The organism is Desulfobulbus sp. (genome assembly GCF_031547805.1).
Lineage (GTDB): Bacteria > Desulfobacterota > Desulfobulbia > Desulfobulbales > Desulfobulbaceae > Desulfobulbus.
The window spans coordinates 129,461-149,351 of record NZ_JAVBRQ010000028.1 but is presented as its reverse complement, the minus strand read 5'-3'; the positions used below and the strand labels follow the sequence as shown (position 1 = coordinate 149,351).

Annotated in this window: 20 protein-coding genes; 10 read left to right on the top strand and 10 right to left on the bottom strand. The window is 65.6% G+C overall.

The genetic code is table 11. The features are described 5' to 3' along the window. Positions 1–101: 101 nt before the first annotated feature. The 7 genes from lysS (at position 102) to RMR13_RS10000 (ending at position 7,103) form a co-directional block, all read left to right on the top strand. Positions 102–1,589 (top strand): lysine--tRNA ligase, encoded by a 1,488-nt coding sequence (gene lysS, locus RMR13_RS10030; protein ID WP_310600491.1) that lies wholly within the window; start codon positions 102–104, stop codon positions 1,587–1,589. Positions 1,590–1,607: 18 nt separating this feature from the next. After that, the gene (locus RMR13_RS10025) at positions 1,608–2,834 is read left to right on the top strand and encodes a lipoprotein-releasing ABC transporter permease subunit (protein WP_310600490.1); all 1,227 of its coding nucleotides are present in this window, start codon (positions 1,608–1,610) and stop codon (positions 2,832–2,834) included. Continuing rightward, positions 2,827–3,564, top strand: coding sequence for an ABC transporter ATP-binding protein (locus tag RMR13_RS10020; protein ID WP_310600489.1), 738 nt, complete (start codon positions 2,827–2,829; stop codon positions 3,562–3,564). The genes RMR13_RS10025 and RMR13_RS10020 overlap by 8 nt, the downstream gene beginning before the upstream one ends. A 50-nt stretch (positions 3,565–3,614) precedes the next feature. Then, positions 3,615–4,076: a DUF2846 domain-containing protein gene (locus tag RMR13_RS10015; protein WP_310600488.1), complete on the top strand. Its 462-nt coding sequence runs from the start codon at positions 3,615–3,617 to the stop codon at positions 4,074–4,076. A 229-nt stretch (positions 4,077–4,305) separates the two neighbouring features. Beyond that, on the top strand, positions 4,306–5,061 hold the full coding sequence (locus RMR13_RS10010; protein ID WP_310600487.1) for an SPASM domain-containing protein: 756 nt from the start codon (positions 4,306–4,308) through the stop codon (positions 5,059–5,061). Between the two features lie 56 nt (positions 5,062–5,117). Beyond that, positions 5,118–5,879 carry a hypothetical protein gene (locus tag RMR13_RS10005; protein WP_310600486.1) on the top strand — a complete coding sequence of 254 codons (762 nt, stop codon included), beginning with the start codon at positions 5,118–5,120 and terminating at the stop codon, positions 5,877–5,879. 246 nt (positions 5,880–6,125) lie between these two features. Next, a complete protein-coding gene (locus RMR13_RS10000; protein ID WP_310600485.1) occupies positions 6,126–7,103 on the top strand; it encodes an MBL fold metallo-hydrolase in 978 nt (325 codons plus the stop codon). A gap of 122 nt (positions 7,104–7,225) precedes the next feature. On the opposite strand, the gene asd is transcribed toward RMR13_RS10000, so the two are convergent. The 9 genes from asd to RMR13_RS09955 form a co-directional block, all read right to left on the bottom strand. Beyond that, positions 7,226–8,344, bottom strand: a complete 1,119-nt coding sequence (gene asd / locus RMR13_RS09995) for an aspartate-semialdehyde dehydrogenase (protein ID WP_310600484.1) — start codon at positions 8,342–8,344, stop codon at positions 7,226–7,228. Positions 8,345–8,382: 38 nt separating this feature from the next. Beyond that, positions 8,383–9,303 carry a ribose-phosphate diphosphokinase gene (prs, locus tag RMR13_RS09990; protein WP_310600483.1) on the bottom strand — a complete coding sequence of 307 codons (921 nt, stop codon included), beginning with the start codon at positions 9,301–9,303 and terminating at the stop codon, positions 8,383–8,385. A 25-nt stretch (positions 9,304–9,328) separates the two neighbouring features. Next, a complete protein-coding gene (leuB, locus tag RMR13_RS09985) occupies positions 9,329–10,411 on the bottom strand; it encodes a 3-isopropylmalate dehydrogenase (RefSeq protein WP_310600482.1) in 1,083 nt (360 codons plus the stop codon). Between the two features lie 99 nt (positions 10,412–10,510). Continuing rightward, the gene (gene rsmG / locus RMR13_RS09980) at positions 10,511–11,167 is read right to left on the bottom strand and encodes a 16S rRNA (guanine(527)-N(7))-methyltransferase RsmG (RefSeq protein WP_310600481.1); all 657 of its coding nucleotides are present in this window, start codon (positions 11,165–11,167) and stop codon (positions 10,511–10,513) included. Beyond that, positions 11,154–12,464: a histidinol dehydrogenase gene (gene hisD, locus RMR13_RS09975; RefSeq protein WP_310600480.1), complete on the bottom strand. Its 1,311-nt coding sequence runs from the start codon at positions 12,462–12,464 to the stop codon at positions 11,154–11,156. Before hisD ends, rsmG begins: the two co-directional genes overlap by 14 nt. A 121-nt stretch (positions 12,465–12,585) precedes the next feature. Then, a complete protein-coding gene (locus RMR13_RS09970) occupies positions 12,586–13,533 on the bottom strand; it encodes a biotin-dependent carboxyltransferase family protein (RefSeq protein WP_310600479.1) in 948 nt (315 codons plus the stop codon). Further along, on the bottom strand, positions 13,530–14,255 hold the full coding sequence (gene pxpB / locus RMR13_RS09965) for a 5-oxoprolinase subunit PxpB (protein ID WP_310600478.1): 726 nt from the start codon (positions 14,253–14,255) through the stop codon (positions 13,530–13,532). Before pxpB ends, RMR13_RS09970 begins: the two co-directional genes overlap by 4 nt. A gap of 7 nt (positions 14,256–14,262) precedes the next feature. Then, positions 14,263–15,033, bottom strand: a complete 771-nt coding sequence (locus tag RMR13_RS09960; RefSeq protein ID WP_310600477.1) for a 5-oxoprolinase subunit PxpA — start codon at positions 15,031–15,033, stop codon at positions 14,263–14,265. 50 nt (positions 15,034–15,083) lie between these two features. Further along, positions 15,084–15,722 (bottom strand): YceH family protein, encoded by a 639-nt coding sequence (locus tag RMR13_RS09955; RefSeq protein ID WP_310600476.1) that lies wholly within the window; start codon positions 15,720–15,722, stop codon positions 15,084–15,086. A gap of 391 nt (positions 15,723–16,113) precedes the next feature. Between RMR13_RS09955 and RMR13_RS09950 the strand changes: the two genes are divergently transcribed. The 3 genes from RMR13_RS09950 to RMR13_RS09940 all read left to right on the top strand — a co-directional run bounded on the left by RMR13_RS09950 (position 16,114) and on the right by RMR13_RS09940 (position 17,811). After that, the gene (locus RMR13_RS09950; protein ID WP_310600475.1) at positions 16,114–16,578 is read left to right on the top strand and encodes a hypothetical protein; all 465 of its coding nucleotides are present in this window, start codon (positions 16,114–16,116) and stop codon (positions 16,576–16,578) included. A 254-nt stretch (positions 16,579–16,832) separates the two neighbouring features. Beyond that, positions 16,833–17,066 (top strand): hypothetical protein, encoded by a 234-nt coding sequence (locus RMR13_RS09945; protein WP_310600474.1) that lies wholly within the window; start codon positions 16,833–16,835, stop codon positions 17,064–17,066. 46 nt (positions 17,067–17,112) lie between these two features. Further along, complete coding sequence (locus tag RMR13_RS09940) at positions 17,113–17,811, top strand: metallophosphoesterase (RefSeq protein ID WP_310600473.1); 699 nt, start codon at positions 17,113–17,115, stop codon at positions 17,809–17,811. Here the strand turns inward: RMR13_RS09940 and RMR13_RS09935 are convergent. Next, positions 17,802–19,829 (bottom strand): PEP/pyruvate-binding domain-containing protein, encoded by a 2,028-nt coding sequence (locus RMR13_RS09935; protein WP_310600504.1) that lies wholly within the window; start codon positions 19,827–19,829, stop codon positions 17,802–17,804. The genes RMR13_RS09940 and RMR13_RS09935 overlap by 10 nt on opposite strands. Between the last annotated feature and the right edge of the window lie 62 nt (positions 19,830–19,891).

Genomic DNA, 19,891 nt, shown 5'->3' with positions numbered 1-19,891 from the left:
TGCCGGATTCCTCAAGCCAAGCGCTTGTTTCTCCCATACCCCTGACGATCCTGCCGCACCTCGGCCGGGCGCCACCGACAATCCTTCTTGCAAACTACCCGATGGAAACGACGAGCAACCTTCTCAAGCAACGGCGGGAAAAGGCCGAATCCCTGGCCGAGGCCGGAATCAAACTGTTCAGCAACACCTTCAAGAATCCCACCGCCATCGTCGACATCCTCCCCCTGGGCGAAAATCTGGAGGCCGAAGGCCACGACGAGTCCGGCGCGGTCTTCCGGATCGCCGGCCGGGTGATGTCGATGCGCAAGTTCGGCAAAGCCGCCTTTTTCCACCTCCAGGACACCGACGGCCGCATCCAGGTCTATGCCCGCCGCGACCTGCTGGGCGAGGAGCAGTTCAGCCTGTTCAAGAAATGGGATGTGGGCGACATCGTCGGGATCGAGGGCTCCCTGTTCAAGACCAAGACCGGCGAGCTGTCGCTGGAGGCGGCCGCCATGCAGATGATCACCAAGTCGCTGCGGCCCCTGCCGGAGAAGTTCCACGGCCTGACCGATGTCGAGACCCGCTACCGGCAGCGCTACCTGGACCTGATCGTCAACCCCGAGGCCCGGGAGGTGTTCCGGAAGCGGGTGGAGATCATCCGCCTGATCCGCGAATTCCTCAACAACCGCGGCTTCATGGAGGTCGAGACCCCCATGATGCAGCCCGTGCCCGGCGGCGCCACGGCCAAGCCGTTCCGCACCCACCACAACGCTCTGGACATGGATCTCTACCTCCGCATCGCCCCGGAGCTGTACCTCAAGCGGCTGCTGGTGGGCGGCTTCGAGAAGGTGTTCGAGATCAATCGCAACTTTCGCAACGAGGGCCTTTCCACCCGCCACAATCCGGAATTCACCATGCTCGAGTTCTACCAGGCCTACGCCACCTACCACGACCTGATGGACCTCACCGAGGAGATGGTCTCCTGGCTGGCCCACGAGGTGACGGGCTCCATGGACATTGCCTACCAGGGAACCCCGGTCAACCTGGCCCCGCCGTGGCGGCGCCTGACCATGGAAGAGGCATTGGAACAGATCGCCGGCATCGAGCGGGCCGTGCTCAGGGACGATGCCGCGGTCATGGCGCTGGTCAAGGCCAAGGGCATCGAGCTGCAACCCGGCGCCGGCCCCGGCAAGGCCAAGACCGAGCTGTTCGAACTGCTGGTCGAGGAGCGGCTGATCGACCCGACCTTCATCACTTCCTATCCCACCGAGGTTTCCCCCCTGGCCCGGCGCAACGAGCAAGACCCCACTATCACCGACCGCTTCGAGCTGTTCATCACCGGCCGGGAGATCGCCAACGCCTTTTCCGAGCTCAACGACCCCATCGACCAGCTGCACCGGTTCCAGAAGCAGATCGACGAGCGCGGCGAGGACGACGAAATCCACCCGGTGCTCGACCGCGACTATGTCCGCGCCCTGGAGTACGGCATGCCGTCGGCCGCGGGAGAGGGCATCGGCATCGACCGGCTGGTCATGCTGCTGACCGATTCGCCCTCGATCCGCGACGTCATCCTTTTCCCGCAAATGAAACCGGAATCCGCCGAATAACCGGAGCGGCGCCAGCCCATGGCCTCCTTTGAATGGTTTGTCAGCCTGCGCTATTTGCGGGCCAAACGCAAACAGAAGTTCATTTCGCTGATCACCGTCATCTCCATTCTGGGGGTGGCGGTCGGGGTGCTGGCCCTGATCGTGGTGCTGTCGGTGTACACCGGCTTCACCGAGGGGCTGCGCGACCAGATCATCGGAGTCAACGCCCATGCCCAGGTGCAGCGGTTCGGCGCGCCCATCACCGACACCGAGGCGGTTCTCGCCAAAATTGACGGCGTTGCCGGGGTCGAGGCCACCACGCCCTATATCTACGCCCAGGCGCTGATCAGCTCGGCCACCCAGTCCACCGGCGTGGTTTTGCGGGGGATCGACGCGGCCAGTGCCATGCGGGTACTCAGCATCGGCCGGAAGATGGTGGCCGGACAGCTGACCGACCTCGACAAACCCTCCGAGATCCCGACCATTGTCCTGGGCCGCGACCTGGCCCGGCAACTCCAGGTCGGCATCGGCGACCGGGTCCGACTGATCTCGCCCAACGGGCCGCTCTCGCCCATGGGGGTCTTGCCCAAGATCCGCACCTGCATGGTGGTGGGCATCTTCGAGACCGGCATGTTCGAGTACGACTCGACCATGGGATACATCACCTTGGATACCGCCCGCAGCCTCGCCGACCTTCGCCGGGGTGTGCACGGCATCGAGGTCCGGGTCAAGAACATCGACCAGGCCGACCGGACCGCCGCCGCCATCCAGGAAGCCCTGGGCAAGGGCTATTCGGCCCGCGATTGGATGCAGCTCAACCGCAACCTGTTCGCCGCGCTCAAGCTCGAGAAACTCGGCATCTTCATCGCCCTGGACCTGATCATCCTGGTGGCGGCGCTCAACATCATCAGCGCCCTGATCATGATGGTGATGGAAAAAAACCGGGATATCGCCATCCTCAAATCCATGGGCGCCACCACCCGCGCGATTATGCGCGTCTTCTTCTACCAGGGCATGGTCATCGGCCTGGCCGGCACCGTGCTGGGCGTGGCCGGCGGCCTGGGGCTCTGCGCCCTGCTCAAGCGCTACAAGATCATCGAGCTGCCAAGCAACGTCTACCCCATGTCCACCATGCCGATCAAGGTGGTGCCGCTCGATGTGACCGTGATCGCGATATCCGCCATCCTCATCACCCTGATCGCCACCCTGTACCCCTCGTGGAAGGCATCGCGGGTTCGGCCGGCGGAGGCATTGAGCTATGAATGACCACGCCTTTCTCCTCAAGGCCGAGGACCTCTGCCGCTCCTACCGCAGCGGCGACGACACCATCGTCGTGCTCGACCGGGTCGACCTTGCCGTCCGCCCCGGCGAGATGGTCGCCATCGTCGGGGCCTCGGGTTCGGGTAAGACCACCTTGCTCCAGATCCTGGGCACCCTGGACGCGCCGGACTCGGGACGGCTCTTTTTCCGCGACCGGGAACTGACCGGCAAAAACGAGCCGGACCTGGCCGGCCACCGCAACGCCCACATCGGCTTCATCTTCCAGTTCCACCACCTGCTGCCGGAATTCACCGCCCTTGAAAACGTGATGATGCCCGGCTTGATCAACGGCCGGCCGCGGACGGCCCTCAAGGACAAGGCCCAGCACCTGCTGGAGCGGGTAGGACTGGGCCAACGGCTGCATCACCGCAGCGGCGAGCTGTCCGGCGGCGAGCAGCAGCGGGTCGCCCTGGCCCGAGCCCTGGTAATGGATCCGGCCCTGCTGCTGGCCGACGAACCCACCGGCAATCTCGACGCGGCCAGCGGCAACCGGGTTTTCGCCCTGTTGCACGAGCTGAGCCGCAATCTCGACCTGGCGGTGATCATGGTCACGCACAATCTGGAGCTGGCGCGGGCCATGGATCGCTGCCTGACCCTGGCGGACGGCAGGCTGCAGGCCGATCCGCCGCTCTCCGGCCCGGACGCGGCGACCGCGACTGACGACACAGCCACCTGATCCCTTACCGCCGTGCTTGGCCGCAACCCACACCAAGAGAGGAGATGCCCATGAAGTTCGCAGGTAGTGCATTAGTTGCGGGCGTTGCCATGTTTGTCTCAGGCTGTGCCACGGTCCCGATGACAAGCAAGGAACTTTCAGCCCAGGCCAAGCGCTTTGACGCTCCACCGGCGGGACAATCCGGTATGTACATCTACCGGGACAGCAACATCGGCGGAGCGATCAAGAAGGATATCTGGATCGATGGCGAATGCCTCGGAGAATCCGCGCCCCAAGTATTCTTCTATAAATCTGTCGATGGCGACAAGGAACACGTCATTTCCACCGAATCCGAATTCTCCCCGAACCAAATCAGCATTTTCACCAAAAGCGGCACCAACTATTTCGTCCGTCAGTATATCAAGATCGGGGTATTTGTGGGCGGGGCCGACTTGGAGGTTGTACCAACGGAGCAAGGTGCAAGCGCGGTACAGGAACTATCGTTGGCGCAAAGCGGCAATTGCAGCAAATAAGGCCTCGCGATGTATCAAATCGACAGGTTTTCAAGCCGAAGCCGCTGCACGGGCGCGGCTTGAGTCGGGTGTTCGCTAGCCCCCTATTTTCGGAACCAATGGGCAGAGAGGCAGGGTCTTCTTTTTCTCGACGCCACTCCAGCACGACAATGACACCATGGACCAGTCGGATCCGAGCCTTCACTTGAAAACTCCCTCATCCATTCGTTTGAAATGGTTTCGTTATTCCATGAAATCTCTCGTCCGCTACGGCCATTGGGATTTTTTCAGCGACTTCAATATCGAAATCAACACCTCCTGTAACAGGCGATGTGTCTACTGTCCCAACAGCGTATTCGAGCGAGGATTAATCGCCAATGAACGGCTCATGGATGAAGCGATCTACTACAAATTGATCGACGAGCTGGCCACGATCAAGTTCAGGGGACGACTCAGCCCACAACTCTACGGCGAACCACTCCTTGACCGCAGACTCGTCCGATTGATGGCGTACACCAGGAAAAAACTGCCCAAGGCCCATATCGTCCTCATCTCCAACGGCGACGCCTTGACCGTCGACACCTTCCACGCCCTAATTGCCGCCGGCGTCGACAAATTTTCCATCACCCAGCACGGTGCGTCGATGAGCAACAACATGCAGACCCTCCTCGCCCATGTGGAAGAGAACGGTAGCTTGGCGCACAAAATCCGCTACGATCATTTCGATCCGGCCACGCCGTTATACAACCGGGGCGGTTTGATTCAGCCCGCAGTGGTGAATACCACCCCCCGCTGCTCGGATCCCGGCAACCCGGTCGCCGTCGACTATGCCGGCAATGTGATCCTGTGCTGCCACGATTATCATAGTTCCGTGATCTTTGGGAATATTCGCACGGAGAAGTTGCTCGACATCTGGTTGAGTCCCCGATATCGCGCCATCAGAAAGCAACTCAGAAATGGCGAATACCGGCTGCCCATCTGCCGAAAATGCGTTGGCCAGCCGTGACCCCCAACAAACGCGGCCTGGTCCCCACCAATCCCTGCACCGCGAGAGGAGTTGTCATGAATCGTTTTGTCCCCGGCACCGCACTCTTTCCCCTGATCGGTTTGTTGCTGCTGGCCCTGGCCGGCTGTTCCGCCAAACAGTCCGAAAGCCGGACGACGCCCCAGGAGACCGCTCCTCCGGCCGCCATCGCCCCTGGGTCCGTTGAGGAGAGCGCGCCGGAGACAGACGCCGCCGGCAACCGACGTTCGGGCTGTCTCGACCCGGCGCAGGTGCGCAGAAGCGAACGCGACCGGGCCGCCTGCTATCGCCTCCAGCCGGCCGCCACCACGGCGGTCACGCGCCAGGTTCCGGCGAAAAGCGCGAAAAGCGCCCATATTGCCAAAAAAGGGGGGAAAACCGCAACCAAGGTGGTGCGGACCTCCGGCCGTTGCCAGCCGCAAAGTCTGATCTACGCCCGCTGCCGCACCGGCCTCGCCACCTGCAAGCTCGGCGACACCAGCCCGGTGCAATGGTTTGCCTGTGCCGAAAAAAACGGCGCCACCTCCTCCCTCCCCCACGCCGGCTCGGTCCTGGTCCTCGCCGCCAATGCCGGTCGCGGCATGCCCACCGGCCACCCGGTCTATGTCGAAGAAGTAAACAAACACGAAAACGGCATCTGGCAACTGCGCATCAGCCACACCAACTACGACCGCAAGTGCCACCTCGACCAGGATGCCACGGTGCTGTTCGATCCCAAACGGATGACGGTCTCCTTCGAATCCGGCCCCTGGGCCGCCTGGGCCAAGAACCTGAAGGCACTCGGCTTTATCCAGCGTTGAGGGACGACATCGATACTGCGCAACCAACTGTCCGGGGCTCCGTCCTTGTCCGTTGCCACATCCATGGCGGGGCCTTAGTGTTTACTCCATCGGTCGAGTTCTTGGACCGCACAACCGCGACATCGCCGCGAAACCGGCCGGAGGCCGACCAGGCCCTTTGATTGCCGGCACGGGGTCGGCCATGCCCGTTCACGCAACCGACCCGGCGCCGGTTCATTTTCATTCTGCACGAAGGAGGACACGACCATGCATTTCCTGCCCCAAATTTTGTTGCTGAGCACCGCCCTCTTCCTCGGCTCCTTCGCCGTCTCCCAGGCCCAGGCGCCGCCGGCGCGGGCTCAGGTCCCCGGTTACTACCGGATGCAATTGGGCCGATTCGAGATCACCGCCCTGTACGACGGCGCCATTCAACTGGATACCAAGCTGCTGCACAACGCCAAGCCGGCCGACCTGGACCGTCTGCTGGCCCGGATGTTCGTCGGCAATCCCGCCATGCAAACCGCGGTCAACGCCTATCTGATCAACACCGGCGATCACCTGGTGCTGGTCGATACCGGCGCGGCCAAACTCATCGGTCCGAGCCTGGGCCATGTCGTGGACAACATGAAAGCCGCCGGCTATGAGCCGGACCAGGTCGACACGGTCATCGTCACTCATCTGCACGGCGATCACATCGGCGGCCTGCGCGACAACCAGGATAAACCGCTCTTTGCCAAGGCCACGGTCTGGGTTCCCCAGGTGGACAACGACTACTGGCTTTCGGAAAAAGCCGCCGCCACGGCCCCGGAAAGGGCCCGCCCCAATTTCAAGCGAGTCCAAGACATCGCCGCCCCGTACCTGGCCACCGGCCAATGGAAGACCTTTGCCGCGGGCACGATGCTGGTTCCCGGCGTCAAAGCGGTCGAAGCCTACGGCCACACCCCCGGCCACACCGCCTATGCCGTAGAATCGATGGAACAAAAACTGTTGATATGGGGAGACCTGGTCCATGCCCACGCCGTTCAGTTCACCAGGCCGGAGGTGTCCATGGAGTTCGATGTCGACCAGAAGCAGGCCATTGCCACCCGCAAGGCCATCATGCAAGCCATGGCGGCCAGCCAGTCGCTGGTGGCCGGGATGCACCTGCCCTTCCCCGGCATCGGCCATGTCCGCGCCGAGGGCAAGGGCAGCTACGCCTGGGTGCCGATCGAGTTTGCGCCCATGCCGCCGGCGGACAAGGAATAGACGCTGTCGGTTGCTCATCGAACCGTTCGATAAAAAAAGGCCGCTTCCCGAACAGGAAGCGGCCTTTGATTTTGGCGGAGGACGAGTGGCGCCCTCCCAGTCGATTCGATGCAACCGATATCTTATCCGATATACTCCAGGGCGATCTTCAGCATCCGCCGGACCGGCTCGGCAGCGCCCCAGAGCAACTGGTCGCCCACCGAGAAGGCGCTGAGGTATTCGGGCCCGATGTTCATCTTGCGCAAACGGCCCACCGGAATATCGAGGGTGCCGGTGACCCGGGCCGGGGTCAGTTCCTTCAAGGTCTGCTCCTTGGTGTTCTCGACCAGGTAGACCCATTGGTTGTGGTTGGCGATGGCCTGTTCGATCTCGGCCAGCGGCACATCCTTTTTCAACTTGATGGTGAAGGCCTGGCTGTGGCAGCGCATGGCGCCGATCCGCACGCAGCAGCCGTCCACCGGGATCTGGCCGGGAGCCAGGCCCAGAATCTTGTTGGTTTCGGTGACGCCCTTCCATTCCTCGCGGGTCTGGCCGTTGTCCATGGCAGTGTCGATCCAAGGAATGAGGCTGCCGGCCAGCGGCGCTCCGAAGTTGGCGGTCGGATAGGACGAATCGCGCAGGGTCGCGATTACGTTGCGGTCAAGCTCGAGGATGGCCGCGGACGGGTTGTCCAGCAGGTGCCCGGCATTGGTGCCGACAACCCGCATCTGGCTGACCAGCTCGCGCATGTTCTTGGCCCCGGCGCCGGAGGCGGCCTGGTAGGTCTGGCTGCTGATCCATTCGACCCAGCCTTGCTCGAACAGGCCGCCCAGGCCCATCAGCATCAGGGAGACAGTGCAGTTGCCGCCAATATACTTCTTGATGCCCTTAGCCAGGCCCTGATCGATGACCTTGCGGTTGACCGGGTCCAGCACGATGATCGAGTCCGCGTCCAGCCGCAGCTTGGAGGCGGCGTCGATCCAGTAGCCCTGCCAGCCCTTGGCCATCAGTTGCGGATATATCTCGCCGGTGTAGCTGCCGCCCTGGCAGGAGAGGACGATGTCCATCTCCGCCAGCAAGCCGGGATTGTTGGCATCCAGCAGTTCATAGACCGTGCCGTTGACTTCCGGCCCCGCCTGCCCGGCCTGGGAGGTGGAGAAAAACCGGGGCTCGTACCCGGTAAAATCTCCTTCCTGCCGCATCCGCTCCATCAGCACCGAGCCGACCATGCCGCGCCAGCCGACAATACCAACCTTTTTCATATCGCTCTCCCCTTGGTGGTTATCATGTTGCGCCTGGCTCAGTGCAGGCGGAAATATCCCCTCAATTCATCGGCGATCACCGGCGCCGCCGAATACACCCGCAGCAGCTCGTCGCTCACCCGGCCCGGATAGGTATCGGCACCGATGATGCAGTCGATCCCCTTTTCCACGAACCGTTCCCGGGCGTTGCCGGCCAAAACCAGGTGGGTGGCCATCAGCATCACGCTCACCGCCCCGGCCTGGTAGCAGCGGTCCACGGTCTGGAGCATGGAACCGCCGGTGCGGATCATGTCGTCGCAGATGATGGCGTTGCGGCCCCGGACCGCCCCGGACAGCTGACCGACAATGGTCTGGTCGACATCGTAGCGGTCCTTGTTGGCGGCGGTGTGCGGGCAATCGAGCAAGCCGGCCAGGCGCGCCACCCGCTTGGAAAAGCCGTAGTCCGGCGACACCAGCACGATATTGTCCAGCCCCATCCGGCGGATCTTCTCCGCCGCCACCTGCTCGGTCCACAGATGACGGGTGCGCACCTCGCCGGTGTGGGCGTGCATCACCGATTCGGAGTGCAGATCGAGGAAGGCCACGTAATCCGGCCGGGCGCGGAAGATCTGCCGGGTGCGGGTGATCCCCTTGGGAATCTCGCCGGAATCGGGCCGGGCCCGCTCCATGGTCGAATAGCCCAGGTAGGGAATCACCACATTGACTGACAGGGCGTTCCAGTAGCGGGCGCCGGCGATCAGGTCGATCAATTCCTGGTGGGCGGCGTCGTCCTCGGTGGTGGCGACGATCACCAAATCGCAACCGGCAATGTCGCGGGGAAAGGCGTGGTACAGTTCCCCGTCGGCAAAACGCTTGGTGGTCATCTCGGTCACCGAGATATCCAGCTCGCGGGCCACGTCGGCGGCCATGCGGGCGGCCGAGCTGTTGGCAATCAGGACCATGTTCTTCCGTCGCGGCATACCGTACCTCCCTGTCAGGTTGAGATTAGGCCAGAATTTCGCGGACGATCGCCTCTCCCATGGCCGAGGTCGAGACCGGGGTCACGCCGGGGGTGGCGATGTCGCGGGTCATGATCTTCCGGTCGAGAATCGCCGCGACCGCCGCCTCGATGGCTGCGGCCGCCTGTTCCTGGCCGAGGCTGTACTTGAGCAACATCGCTGCCGACAGAATCTGGGCAATGGGGTTGGCGATGCCCTGGCCGGCGATGTCCGGGGCCGAGCCGCCGGCCGGCTCGAACAGGCCGAACTTGGAGCTATTGAGGCTGGCCGAGGCCAGCATGCCCATGGAGCCGGTGAGCATGGCCGCCTCGTCGGAGATGATGTCGCCGAACATGTTGCCGCAGAGCATGACGTCGAACTGGTGCGGATCCTTGACCAGCTGCATGGTGGCGTTGTCGATGTAGATGTGGTTCAGCTCGACATCGGGAAAATCCTTGGCCACCTCCTTGACCACCTCGCGCCAGAAGACCATGCAGGTCAGCACGTTGGCCTTGTCCACCGAGGTGACCCGGCCACGGCGCAGGCGGGCGGCCTCGAAGGCCATGCGGGCGATGCGCTCGATCTCGGAACGCTTGTAGATCTTGGTGTCCCAGGCGCGCTCGTCCGGGCCGCTGCCCTCGCGGCCCTTGGGCTGGCCGAAGTAGATGCCCGAGGTCAGCTCGCGCACCACCAGGACGTCGAAGCCGTCGCCGACGATGTCCGGACGCAGGGGACAGGCGCCGACCAGGGCCTTGAACACCTTGGCCGGCCGCAGATTGCAGAACAGGTCGAAATGCTTGCGCAGGGGCAACAGCGCGGCCCGTTCCGGCTGCTGCGCCGGCGGCAGGCTTTCCCACTTGGGCCCGCCCACCGAGCCGAACAGGATGGCCTCGCTCTGTTCGCAGACCTTCAGGGTCGAGGCCGGCAGGGCCTCGCCGTGATTGTCGATGGCGATGCCGCCGACGTCGGCCGCGCTGTACTTCAAGGAAAAACCGAATTTTTGCTGGACCGCGTCCAGCACCTTGATGGCCTCGGCCATCACCTCCGGACCGATGCCGTCACCGGCCAGGACCGCAATCGTGTGTGCCATAATGAACCTCGCTCAACAACGGAGCAATTCCGTGTGGATATGGTGGAAGAAAGAGATTTGTTACTACCAGATCGACCGCATTAATTCCAGAAAGAAGTATCACCCGCAGCGGACCACGGCCAGCAGCCGGGGCGCGCCGGAAAACGGCAGGACGAACTCGCGGCTGGCAACAAGCCGCCACGGGCCGGCTGGCAGATGCTCGAGTCCGGCCAGGGCCTCCGGACGGGCCAGCATGAGGATTACCTTGGTCGCCGGGGCGGCCAGGGGCCGGATCAGCGGCAAAAAAACGGCCGGCTCGGCCACGGCCCGGCTGGTGAGATGAGTGAAGCGGCCGTGCCAGGCCACGGCATGGGGCTCAATCCGGTCGGCCACCACCTCGACGTTGTCCAGGCCTAAGGTGCGGACCATGTGGCGTAAAAAACTCACCCGTTTCTGCCTCGGCTCCACCAGGGTAAAGCGGGCGTCGGGCAGGACGCAGGCCAAGACCAGGCCGGGAAAGCCGGCGCCGGTGCCGACATCGAGCAGGTGGACCGCGCCGCCGCCTTCCTCCAGCAGCGGCACCAGGGTGAGCGCGTCGAGGAAGTGGGTGTCGACGACCTGCGGCTCCGGGGTGTCGCGGGCGATCAGATTGACCCGCCGGCTCCACTTCATCAGCTCGGCCAGATACAAGGCCAGCCGGTCGATGGCCGCAGCCTCCAGCCCGATTCCCAGGGCCCTGGCCCCCTCGGCGAGTAGTTGCCGGCTATCCTCGGCCAAGGCGGACCGCCACCGAATTGCCGTGCGCCGTCAGCCCTTCCAGGCCGGCCAGTCGCCGGATATGGTCGCTGTCGGCCTCCAGGGCCTGGCGGGAATAGCTGATGATCGAACTCTTCTTCAAAAAGGTTTCCACTCCCAGGGCCGAGGCGATGCGGGCGGTGCCCATGGTCGGCAGGACGTGGTTGGGTCCGGCCACGTAGTCGCCCGCCGCCTCCGGGGTCCAGTTGCCCAGGAACACGGCCCCGGCATGGCGGATTTTCGGCAGCCACTGCCACGGCTCGGCCACCTGCAACTCCAGATGCTCGATCGCGACCTCGTTGGCCAAGTCGACGGCCGCGGCCAGGCTGTCGGCCACCAGAATCAAGCCCCGGTCGGCCAGCGCGGTGCGGGCGATGTCGGCCCTGGGCAAAAGCGGCAACTGGCGCTCCAGTTCCGCGCCCACCTCCGCAGCCAGCCGGCTGTTGGTGGTGATGACCATGGCCAGGGCCTGGGGATCGTGCTCGGCCTGGGCCAGCATGTCGGCGGCGACAAAGGCAGCCTCGGCGGTGTCGTCGGCCACGATCAGCACCTCGCTCGGCCCGGCGATCATGTCGATCCGCACCCGGCCCATCACCTGGCGCTTGGCCTCGGCCACGTACTGGTTGCCCGGCCCGACGATCACGTCCACCCTGGGGATGGTGGCGGTGCCAAAGGCCAGGGCGCCGATGGCCCAGGCCGACCCGACCTTGTAGACCTCATCGATGCCGATCTCCCGCGCCGCCAGCAGCAAGGCCGGGCTCACCCGGCCGTCGCGGCCGGGCGGGGTCACCATCACCCGTCGGCCCACGCCCGCGATCTGGGCCGGGATGCCGTTCATCAGCACCGAGGAGACCAACGGCGTCGAGCCTTCCTTGCCGCCGGGCACATACAGGCCGGCCGAATCCACCGGCCGCACCAACCGGCCGGTGACCACGCCGTCGTCGCGGGTCAGCAGCCAGGAATCCTCCATCTCGCGCTCGTGAAAGCGGCGGATACGCTCGGCGGCAAACCGCAGACTCTGGCGGAGTTCCGCGTCGGCCTCGCCCTCGGCCCGGTCGAATTCCTCGGGCGTGACCCGCAAACCTTCCCGGCTCATCACCGGGCAGTCGAACCGGCGGCAGTAGTCGAGCACCGCCGCGTCGTCTTCCCGGCGTACCCGATCCAGGATGGCGGCCACCGCCTCCCGGCAGGCGGCATCGGTCGCGTCGGCAAAACGGTTGCGGATTGCAACCGCAATCCTTTGGCCCTCGTCGGAGTTGAGCGGTACGGGTGTGATCATGGCAATATTCCTTGGCGCTCTTGGCGCAGCTTCAGGTGCGGCCTGAAAATGAAAAGTCGAAAAAGAGCCCACTCATATCCCCGGCCCAACCGGTTGTCAACCCGAAAGGACCGGTATCCGGCTAGCGGCCGGCGGCCAGCAGGCGCTCGGTCGTTGCCAGGAAATCCCGCCACTGGGCGGCCAGCCGCCGGCCCGCCGCCAGGCCGACCCGGACAAAGCGCACCGTGTCCCCCGGCTTGACCTGGCCGATCCGCCAGAGGTCGGCGGAAAGCACCGTGGCAATACAGGCATAGCCGCCGATGGTCTGCTCCCGGAGCAGCAGGATCGGCTGGCCATCGCCCGGCACCTGGATGGCGCCCGGCACCACCGGCTCGGAAACGATGCCGCTCGGGGCGCCCGCGTCCCGTGCCACCGCCGGGCCGTCGAGCCGCAGGCCCATGCGGTCGCTGCGGGGGCTGACCGTAAAGGTCGTTTCGAAAAAACGGCCGAGTTCGCCGGCAAACAGGTGATCGTGCGGGCCGGGAATGGCGCGGAGCAGGTGATGCTGCGGATAGATCGGCGTCCAGGGCAGCCGGCGCGGCACCGTGAGCAGCTCGCCCGGGCCGGCCGGCAGCAGGTCGCCCGCTGCCAGCAGGCGCCCTTCCAATCCGCCCAGGCCGCCGGCAAGGCAGGTCGAGCGGCTGCCCAGCACCTCGGGCACGGCAATGCCGCCGGTCAGGGCAAGGTATCCGCGGCAGCCGTTTTCGGCAAGGCCCAGTTCGAGCACATCGCCCGGCCGGACCCGCAGCGAGGCCCATGGCCGACGAACCGTACCGTTGAGCCACAGGCCCATGGCCGCGCCGGTGACCGCGATGTCGGCGGCAATCAAACATTCGATCCGGGGACCGCTCACGGTCATTTCCAGGGTGGCGCAGGCGGACGGATTGCCCACCAGCCAATTGGCCACCCGGTGGGCATAGTCGTCCAGGGCGCCCGACGGCGGCACCCCCAGATGGCGGGCGCCGAACCGCCCCAGATCCTGGACGGTGAGGCCCAATCCCGGCGCAAGGATGCGTAAAGCCGGGTTCACCGCTTCTCCTCCCCGGCCAGGCGGAAGAAAGCCTCGGCTGCAATCGGCCGGAACCGGATGGCATCGCCGGGCCGATAGGGAACCGGTGGGGTCCGGCCGCCATCGAACAGCAACAACGGGGTGCGGCCGATCAGTTGCCAGCCACCGGGGCTGGCCAGGGGGTAGATGCCGGTCTGGCCGCCGGCGATGCCTACCGAGCCAGCCGGAACCCGCTGACGCGGGGTGGCCAGGCGCGGGGTGTGCAGCCGGGGATCGAGCCCGCCCAGGTAGCAGAAGCCGGGGGTGAAGCCGATGGCGTAGATGCGGTAGACGGTCCGACAGTGCAGGCCGATCACCTCCTCCGAGGCCAGCCGGTTGTGGGCGGCCACCGTGGCCAGGTCCGGCCCGAACTCGCCACCGTAGCAGACCGGGATCTCGATCGTGGTTGCCGGCGGCACCGTCGTCTCTTCGGCCCGAACTTCCAAATCGCGCAGCAGGCCGCCGAGCGCGGCCGGATCGATCAGGTCGGGATCGTAGTGGATCGCCAGGGTGGCGTAGGACGGCACCACCGCCTCGATGGCCGGGTGGCGCGCGGCCTCGATCAGGGCGGCCATCCGCCGAACCCGCTCGTTGATCTCCGGCTCGACCCGGTCGCCATAGACCGCGATCAGCGCCCGGTCGCCGCTGATGCGGAAGCGGACGGCGGGCAGGCGATTGTCGGCTTTGTCGTCCCGGTTGTCCATGGCCGGTTCAGGCCGCTTGCATCGGCCGGACCGCCACTCCGGCCGCTTCCAGGTTCTGGCGGATGGCCGCCGCCAGCGCCACCCCCTCAGGGTTGTCGCCGTGGACGCAGAGAGTGCCGGCCGCCAGGGGCACGACGGTACCGTCAACGGCCGCCACCGTCTGCTCCACCACCATGCGCAGGGCCCGAGCCGCCGCCGCTTGCGGATCGTGGATCACCGCACCGGACAGACGGCGGGAAACCAGGGTGCCCTCCGGGGTGTAGGCCCGGTCCGGAAAGGCCTCGAACACCATGGCGATGCCCTCGGCGGCGGCAATGTCGGCCATGCGGCGGTTGTCCCGCCCGGCCAGGCCGACCAGGAGCAGGTTACGGTCGATGCGGGCCAGGGCGCCGGCCAGGGCCCGCACCAAGCGCTCATCCCGGGCGGCCCGGTTGTAGAGGGCGCCGTGCGGCTTGACATGGCGCAACGCCACCCCCTCGGCCCTGCAGAAGGCCTGGAGGGCGCCAACCTGATAGGTCAGGAAATCGGCGATCTCCTCCGGGCTGCAGTCCATGTCCCGCCGGCCGAAGCCGATCAGGTCGGGCAGGCCCGGATGGGCGCCGACGGCCACGCCGCGTTCGCGGGCGAGCCGGACCGTCCTGGCCATCACGTGGGGGTCGCCGGCGTGGAAGCCGCAGGCGATGTTGATCGAGGAGACCGAGGCGACGATCTCCTCGTCCCGGCCCAGGGCATAGGCGCCGAACCCCTCGCCCATGTCGCAGTTGAGATCGATGTGCATCGGCGCCTTTTGCTGCCCGTTCCGACCCATTTCCCGACTCATTTCCCGACTCATTCGGGGGACTGCAGCGCCTGCAGCTCGCTTTTCATCGTTGCCAATTCCTCGCGTAGCGCGGCCACGGCCGCCTCCAGCGCGGCCAACCGCTCCTCGACCGGCGTCGGCGCGGTGCGGACGAGTTGCACGGTCTCCGGCTCCGGGCCGTCCGTCGGGGCCGCCAGCAAATGAATGGCCCGCTGTTCCTTCTGGCCCGGCTGCCGGGGCAGCTGCGTCGCCAGGCCCAGGGCGATCAGATGGTCCAGGGTGGCGGCCGCCTGTTCCAGGCTGTCGAAGGGGCATAGCGAATCCGCCCGGAGCCGCAGTTCGCCCGCAGTCTGCGCCCCGCGCAACAGCAGCACGCCGAGCACGGCCGATTCACGGCTGCCGAGGTCGTGGTCCTTGGCAAAGGCCTGCCAGTACTTCGGCACCCGGCCGGCATCGCTCTGGTAGACGTAGCGCCGCTCCTTGAGCGACCGCAGGGCCGCCAGCACCGTGTCCTCGTCCAGCTGCATCACCGGTGTCCGGTTGGTTTTCTGGTTGCAGGCGTTGAGCAGGGCGTTCAACGACAGGGGATAGTATTCCGGCGTGGCCAGCTCCTTTTCCATCAGGCAGCCCAGCACCCGGATTTCAACGGCATCGAGATCGATATTCATGGATCGGACCCAAACAGCAAAGGTTGTTTTCAGGCCGGTTCCCCACCGGCCGGATGCACCGGAGAAACAGTGGGACGCGGGCATGGCGCCCGGCCGGCATCCTGGATGAAAATATCGGTTTCGCCGGTTTTTGAAAACGATATCTTCCGACCGGCCGCGTTTTTTATCCCGGCCTCGCCCTGCAGTCGGCGGAGGATGGCAGGCCGCGCTCCCCCCTGGCCCGCCTGGCCGCGATGGGTAAAACCGCGCATTTTTACGGCAACGGCCAAAGAAGTGCTTGCAAGCCGGCGACGATCCCGAGATAGTGTGGCTTTGACCAGCGCGACCCGCGTCCGACAGGGGGAATGCAGGCCGACACCGCCACGTGCAACCTTCAGGAGAGGCCAAGAACATGCCGTTTACAGAAGATGACGACAGCTTGCCAGTCATGGAAATATTGAAACGATTCGTCCAGATCGCGGCCACCTGCCTCGGCCTTGCCATCATCGTCATCGGCCTTTTCTACGCCATGGACGTCTTCCACCTCATCCTGGCCATGCTCAAGTCGCCGACCACCCTTGCCGAACCGATCCGGGAACTGGCGGACAGCTTCGGCGGCCGCGCCTTTGACATCAAATTGCCGGACCGGACCATCCCCCTGGCCAACCTCATCGCCCTGATGGTGTATTGCCTCGGCGTGCTGGCCGGCGCCTTGTTGACCATGGCCCTCATGCAGACCGGCGCCAAGATCGTCTCGCTGACCGCCGGCGACCGCACCGCGGTCAAGCAGATGCTGCAAAGCGCCTTTGGCAGCCGCCTGCAGCCCAGATCGCTGCCGCCGGAACCGGAGGAGCGCCGGGGACCGCGCCGCGTTTGAGCGCCCCCCGCCCTTTTTTATTGCCGGCCACGATTTCATTTTGAGACACCATCGGACCGGGTCTGTTTCAAAATGAACAGATCCGGCCCAAGGCAGCTCGCAATATCCCGTTCTTCCGCTTTTTCCAACCTCAACAACCTGGCACCGTTCTTGCTGATTGGAGTATTGTCCGTCCCGCGTCCCGGCCCATGCCGGAACGCCGCACGATCGCAGCCGGCGGGCGGCATTGAGACTCCCCTTCGCACAGGTTCGCAGTGAAAGTACTTCTTGGCATTTATCAGGACAAAGAGGCCATCGACAATCGACTCAACGCCCGGGGCATCGACGGGTGGAACGCCTGCCAGGTCGGCCCGTTCGCCTCCCAAACCGAGGCCCTGGAGTGGATGGATTACATGGCAAAGCGGCTGCAGCCGCATGCGGTGGAACGATTGGTCGTCGGCCATCCCCCGCCTGCCACCTGGTATGGCATGACGCTGGCCATGGACTGAGGCGGACAAGCCGGGCAACAGACCCTACCCAACGAGGAACCGGCCCATGTCGAAGATTTTCGCCATCGGCGACATCCACGGATGCCATCGGCAACTGGTCGCTCTGCTCGGCCGCCTGCCGCTGGACCGGGCCGAGGACACCCTGGTCTTCCTCGGCGATTACATCAACCGCGGTCCGGACTCCCGCCGGGTGCTCGACACCCTGATCGGCCTGCAGCGCAACTGTCGCCGGGCGGTTTTCCTCAAGGGCAACCACGAGCAGGCCCTGCTCGACTACGATCCGGACAGCGGCCCCAGCGGCCTGAGCCTGCTGCGGGCGATGGGCATCGAGGCCACGGCCGAGAGTTACGGGGTTCCGCTCGGGCGCCTGGCCGACCTTTCCTGCATGCCGCCGGAACACCAGCAATTTTTGTTCGATCTGCGGCTCAACTTTACCTGCGACGGCTTTTTCTTCACCCACGCCGACTTCGATCCCGCCCCGCCCGCCACCACCGTCGCTACTATCGACGAAACCCCTCGGCAACGGATGCGGCGGCGCCAGGCCGAGGCCCGGCTGTTGATCAGCCGCCGCCTGGGCCGGGAAGAGAACCTGCAACCGCCGCCGCCCTGGACCGTGATCTTTGGCCACCTGACCCACGCCACCCCGCTGGTCAGGCCCGACCGCATCGGCATCGATACCGGCGCGGTATATGGCAACCTGCTCACCGCCGTGCAATTGCCGCAACGGATCTTCTATCACGCCTGATCGCTTCCCCTGTCTTGCTCCGCCTCCATCGCGGCCAAAATCTCCAGGCTGTCGAACCGGCCGGCAAGAAAGGATTCGGCCAGGTGCGTGGGTATGGCGTCGTTGGCCATGGCGCCGTCGAGAAAACGGCTGAAGCCGAAGAGCCGGCCGACCATCGCCAATTGTCCCGCCATGCGTTCCTTGTCCGCGCCGGCAAACGAGGCGGTCACCAGGTCGCCGGCCACGGTGGTGTAGAAGCCCTTGCGCTCGAGCACATGTTGGAAGAAAACGGCCCGCCGCCGGCTGCGTTCCAGGCCCGCGCCGCCGCCCTTGAAACGGAAGCGGATGTAGTTGGCGTGGGCATCCCGGCCGCAGACCGCGTCCACCATCACGAAATGGAATTCCACCCGGGCGTTGAGGTTGAGATAGTCGCGGGCGACCAGGGCGTAGTTGAAGGCGCCGGCCGGCCGGACCCCGCGGCCGTCGAGCAGGGTGCGGGAGGCGATCGCGGGCAAGGCCTTGAGGTCGGAGGGCGCGTGCCAGCGCAGGCCGGGGGTGACCATGCCGTCGCAGAGGGCGGCCAGCGGCGCGGACAGCACATCCTCCCGGCCCAGGGTGCGGCGCAGGCCCAAGCGGCGCCGGTTGGCCGGATTGCGCCGGCGGATGCCGCCGCCCAGGTCGACGACCAAAAAGGAAAAGGGTACCCCGATCTCCATGGGCCGCAGCAGGCCGCCGGCCTCCTCGATCACCCGGTCGCCGGCGGAAAACATGGTCAGCACCGCCATCTCGTGGGTGTAGCGGACGATGTCGTGGATCGAGCTGCATTCGGCCAGGGAGAAGGTGGGGCCGTAGGCGTCGGTGAGATCGAGGGCCACGATCTGCCGGCGCAGATTTTGGCGGACCGGCGACAGGTCCATGGCCTGGGACGGGCGGGAACGGCCGCCCTCCCCGTCCTGCGCCGCGGCCGCAAGCCGCTGGCCATGGCTGGTCATGATCCGCCGGCACACCGGTTCCGGCGCCTTGAGGACCAGGCCGTGGTCGGCGTCGACCAGAAGCCATTGCCGGTCCTTCAGATCGGCCAGGCCGGTTTGCACCCCGCACAGCATCGGCACCGCGCCCTCGCGGGCCACGCAGGCCAGATGATCGGTGGGATTGCCCATGTCCACCAGAATACCCGTGCAATGGGGCAGCAGACGGGCGGCGTCGACGATGCTGTGCGGCAGCGCCAGGATCAGCGGCCCCTCGGCCAGGATCAGCGGCAACTCCGCTTCCAGCCGGTGCAGTTCGGAGATCGAGCGGATCAGCCGCACCCGGCCCACCGCCTTGCCCGCCGAGGCGCACAGGCCGGTGCAGAGCGGCTCGGCCGGTGAGGGCATCGGGGACCGGGGGCCAAAGGCGGCCGCCAGGCGCAGGGGCCTGGCCTGGAGGATGCGCAAACCGGCCGGGGTCCAGGCCCATTCCACATCCTGGGCCATGCCCTCCAGGCCCTCGACCATGCGGCCAACCGCCACCAGTTGGGCGAGCATTTCCTCGGTGAGCAAAGGCTGCTCGGCCTCGGCCGACGGCACCTCTTCCCGGCGCAGACCACCGGCCGGATCGGGCACCTCGCGCCAGGTTTTGCGGACGATCGACTGCTCGACCGCCGGCGCCGTCGATGGTTCCGCCGACTGTTCTCCCGGCCTTTTCGCGGCCTCTTCGCTCTCCCCGCCGAGGCGACGCAGAGGCCGGTAGATATCCGCCGGCACCGTTCCGCCGACCGCGGTGGTGCCCAGGCCCGGCACCGCGCTGACCAGCATGCGGCCGCTCTCCGGCCGGGACGGGTCCACGGTGAACAGCACTCCGGCGGTGGTGGCCGGCACCATGGCCTGGACCAGGACCGCCAGGTCGAAGTCAAAGGGCGGCAGGCCGGCATTGAGCCGGTAGGCGATGACCCGGTCGCCGAAGCCACTGGCAATCACCCGGCGGCAGGCATCGTGCAGGGCCTCGACGCCCCGGATGTTGAGCAGCGAGGTGAACTGGCCGGCAAAGGAATGCTCGATTCCGTCCTCGCTGGCACCGCTGCTGCGGACCGAAACCGCCAGCGGCCGTTCCCCGCCCCGCC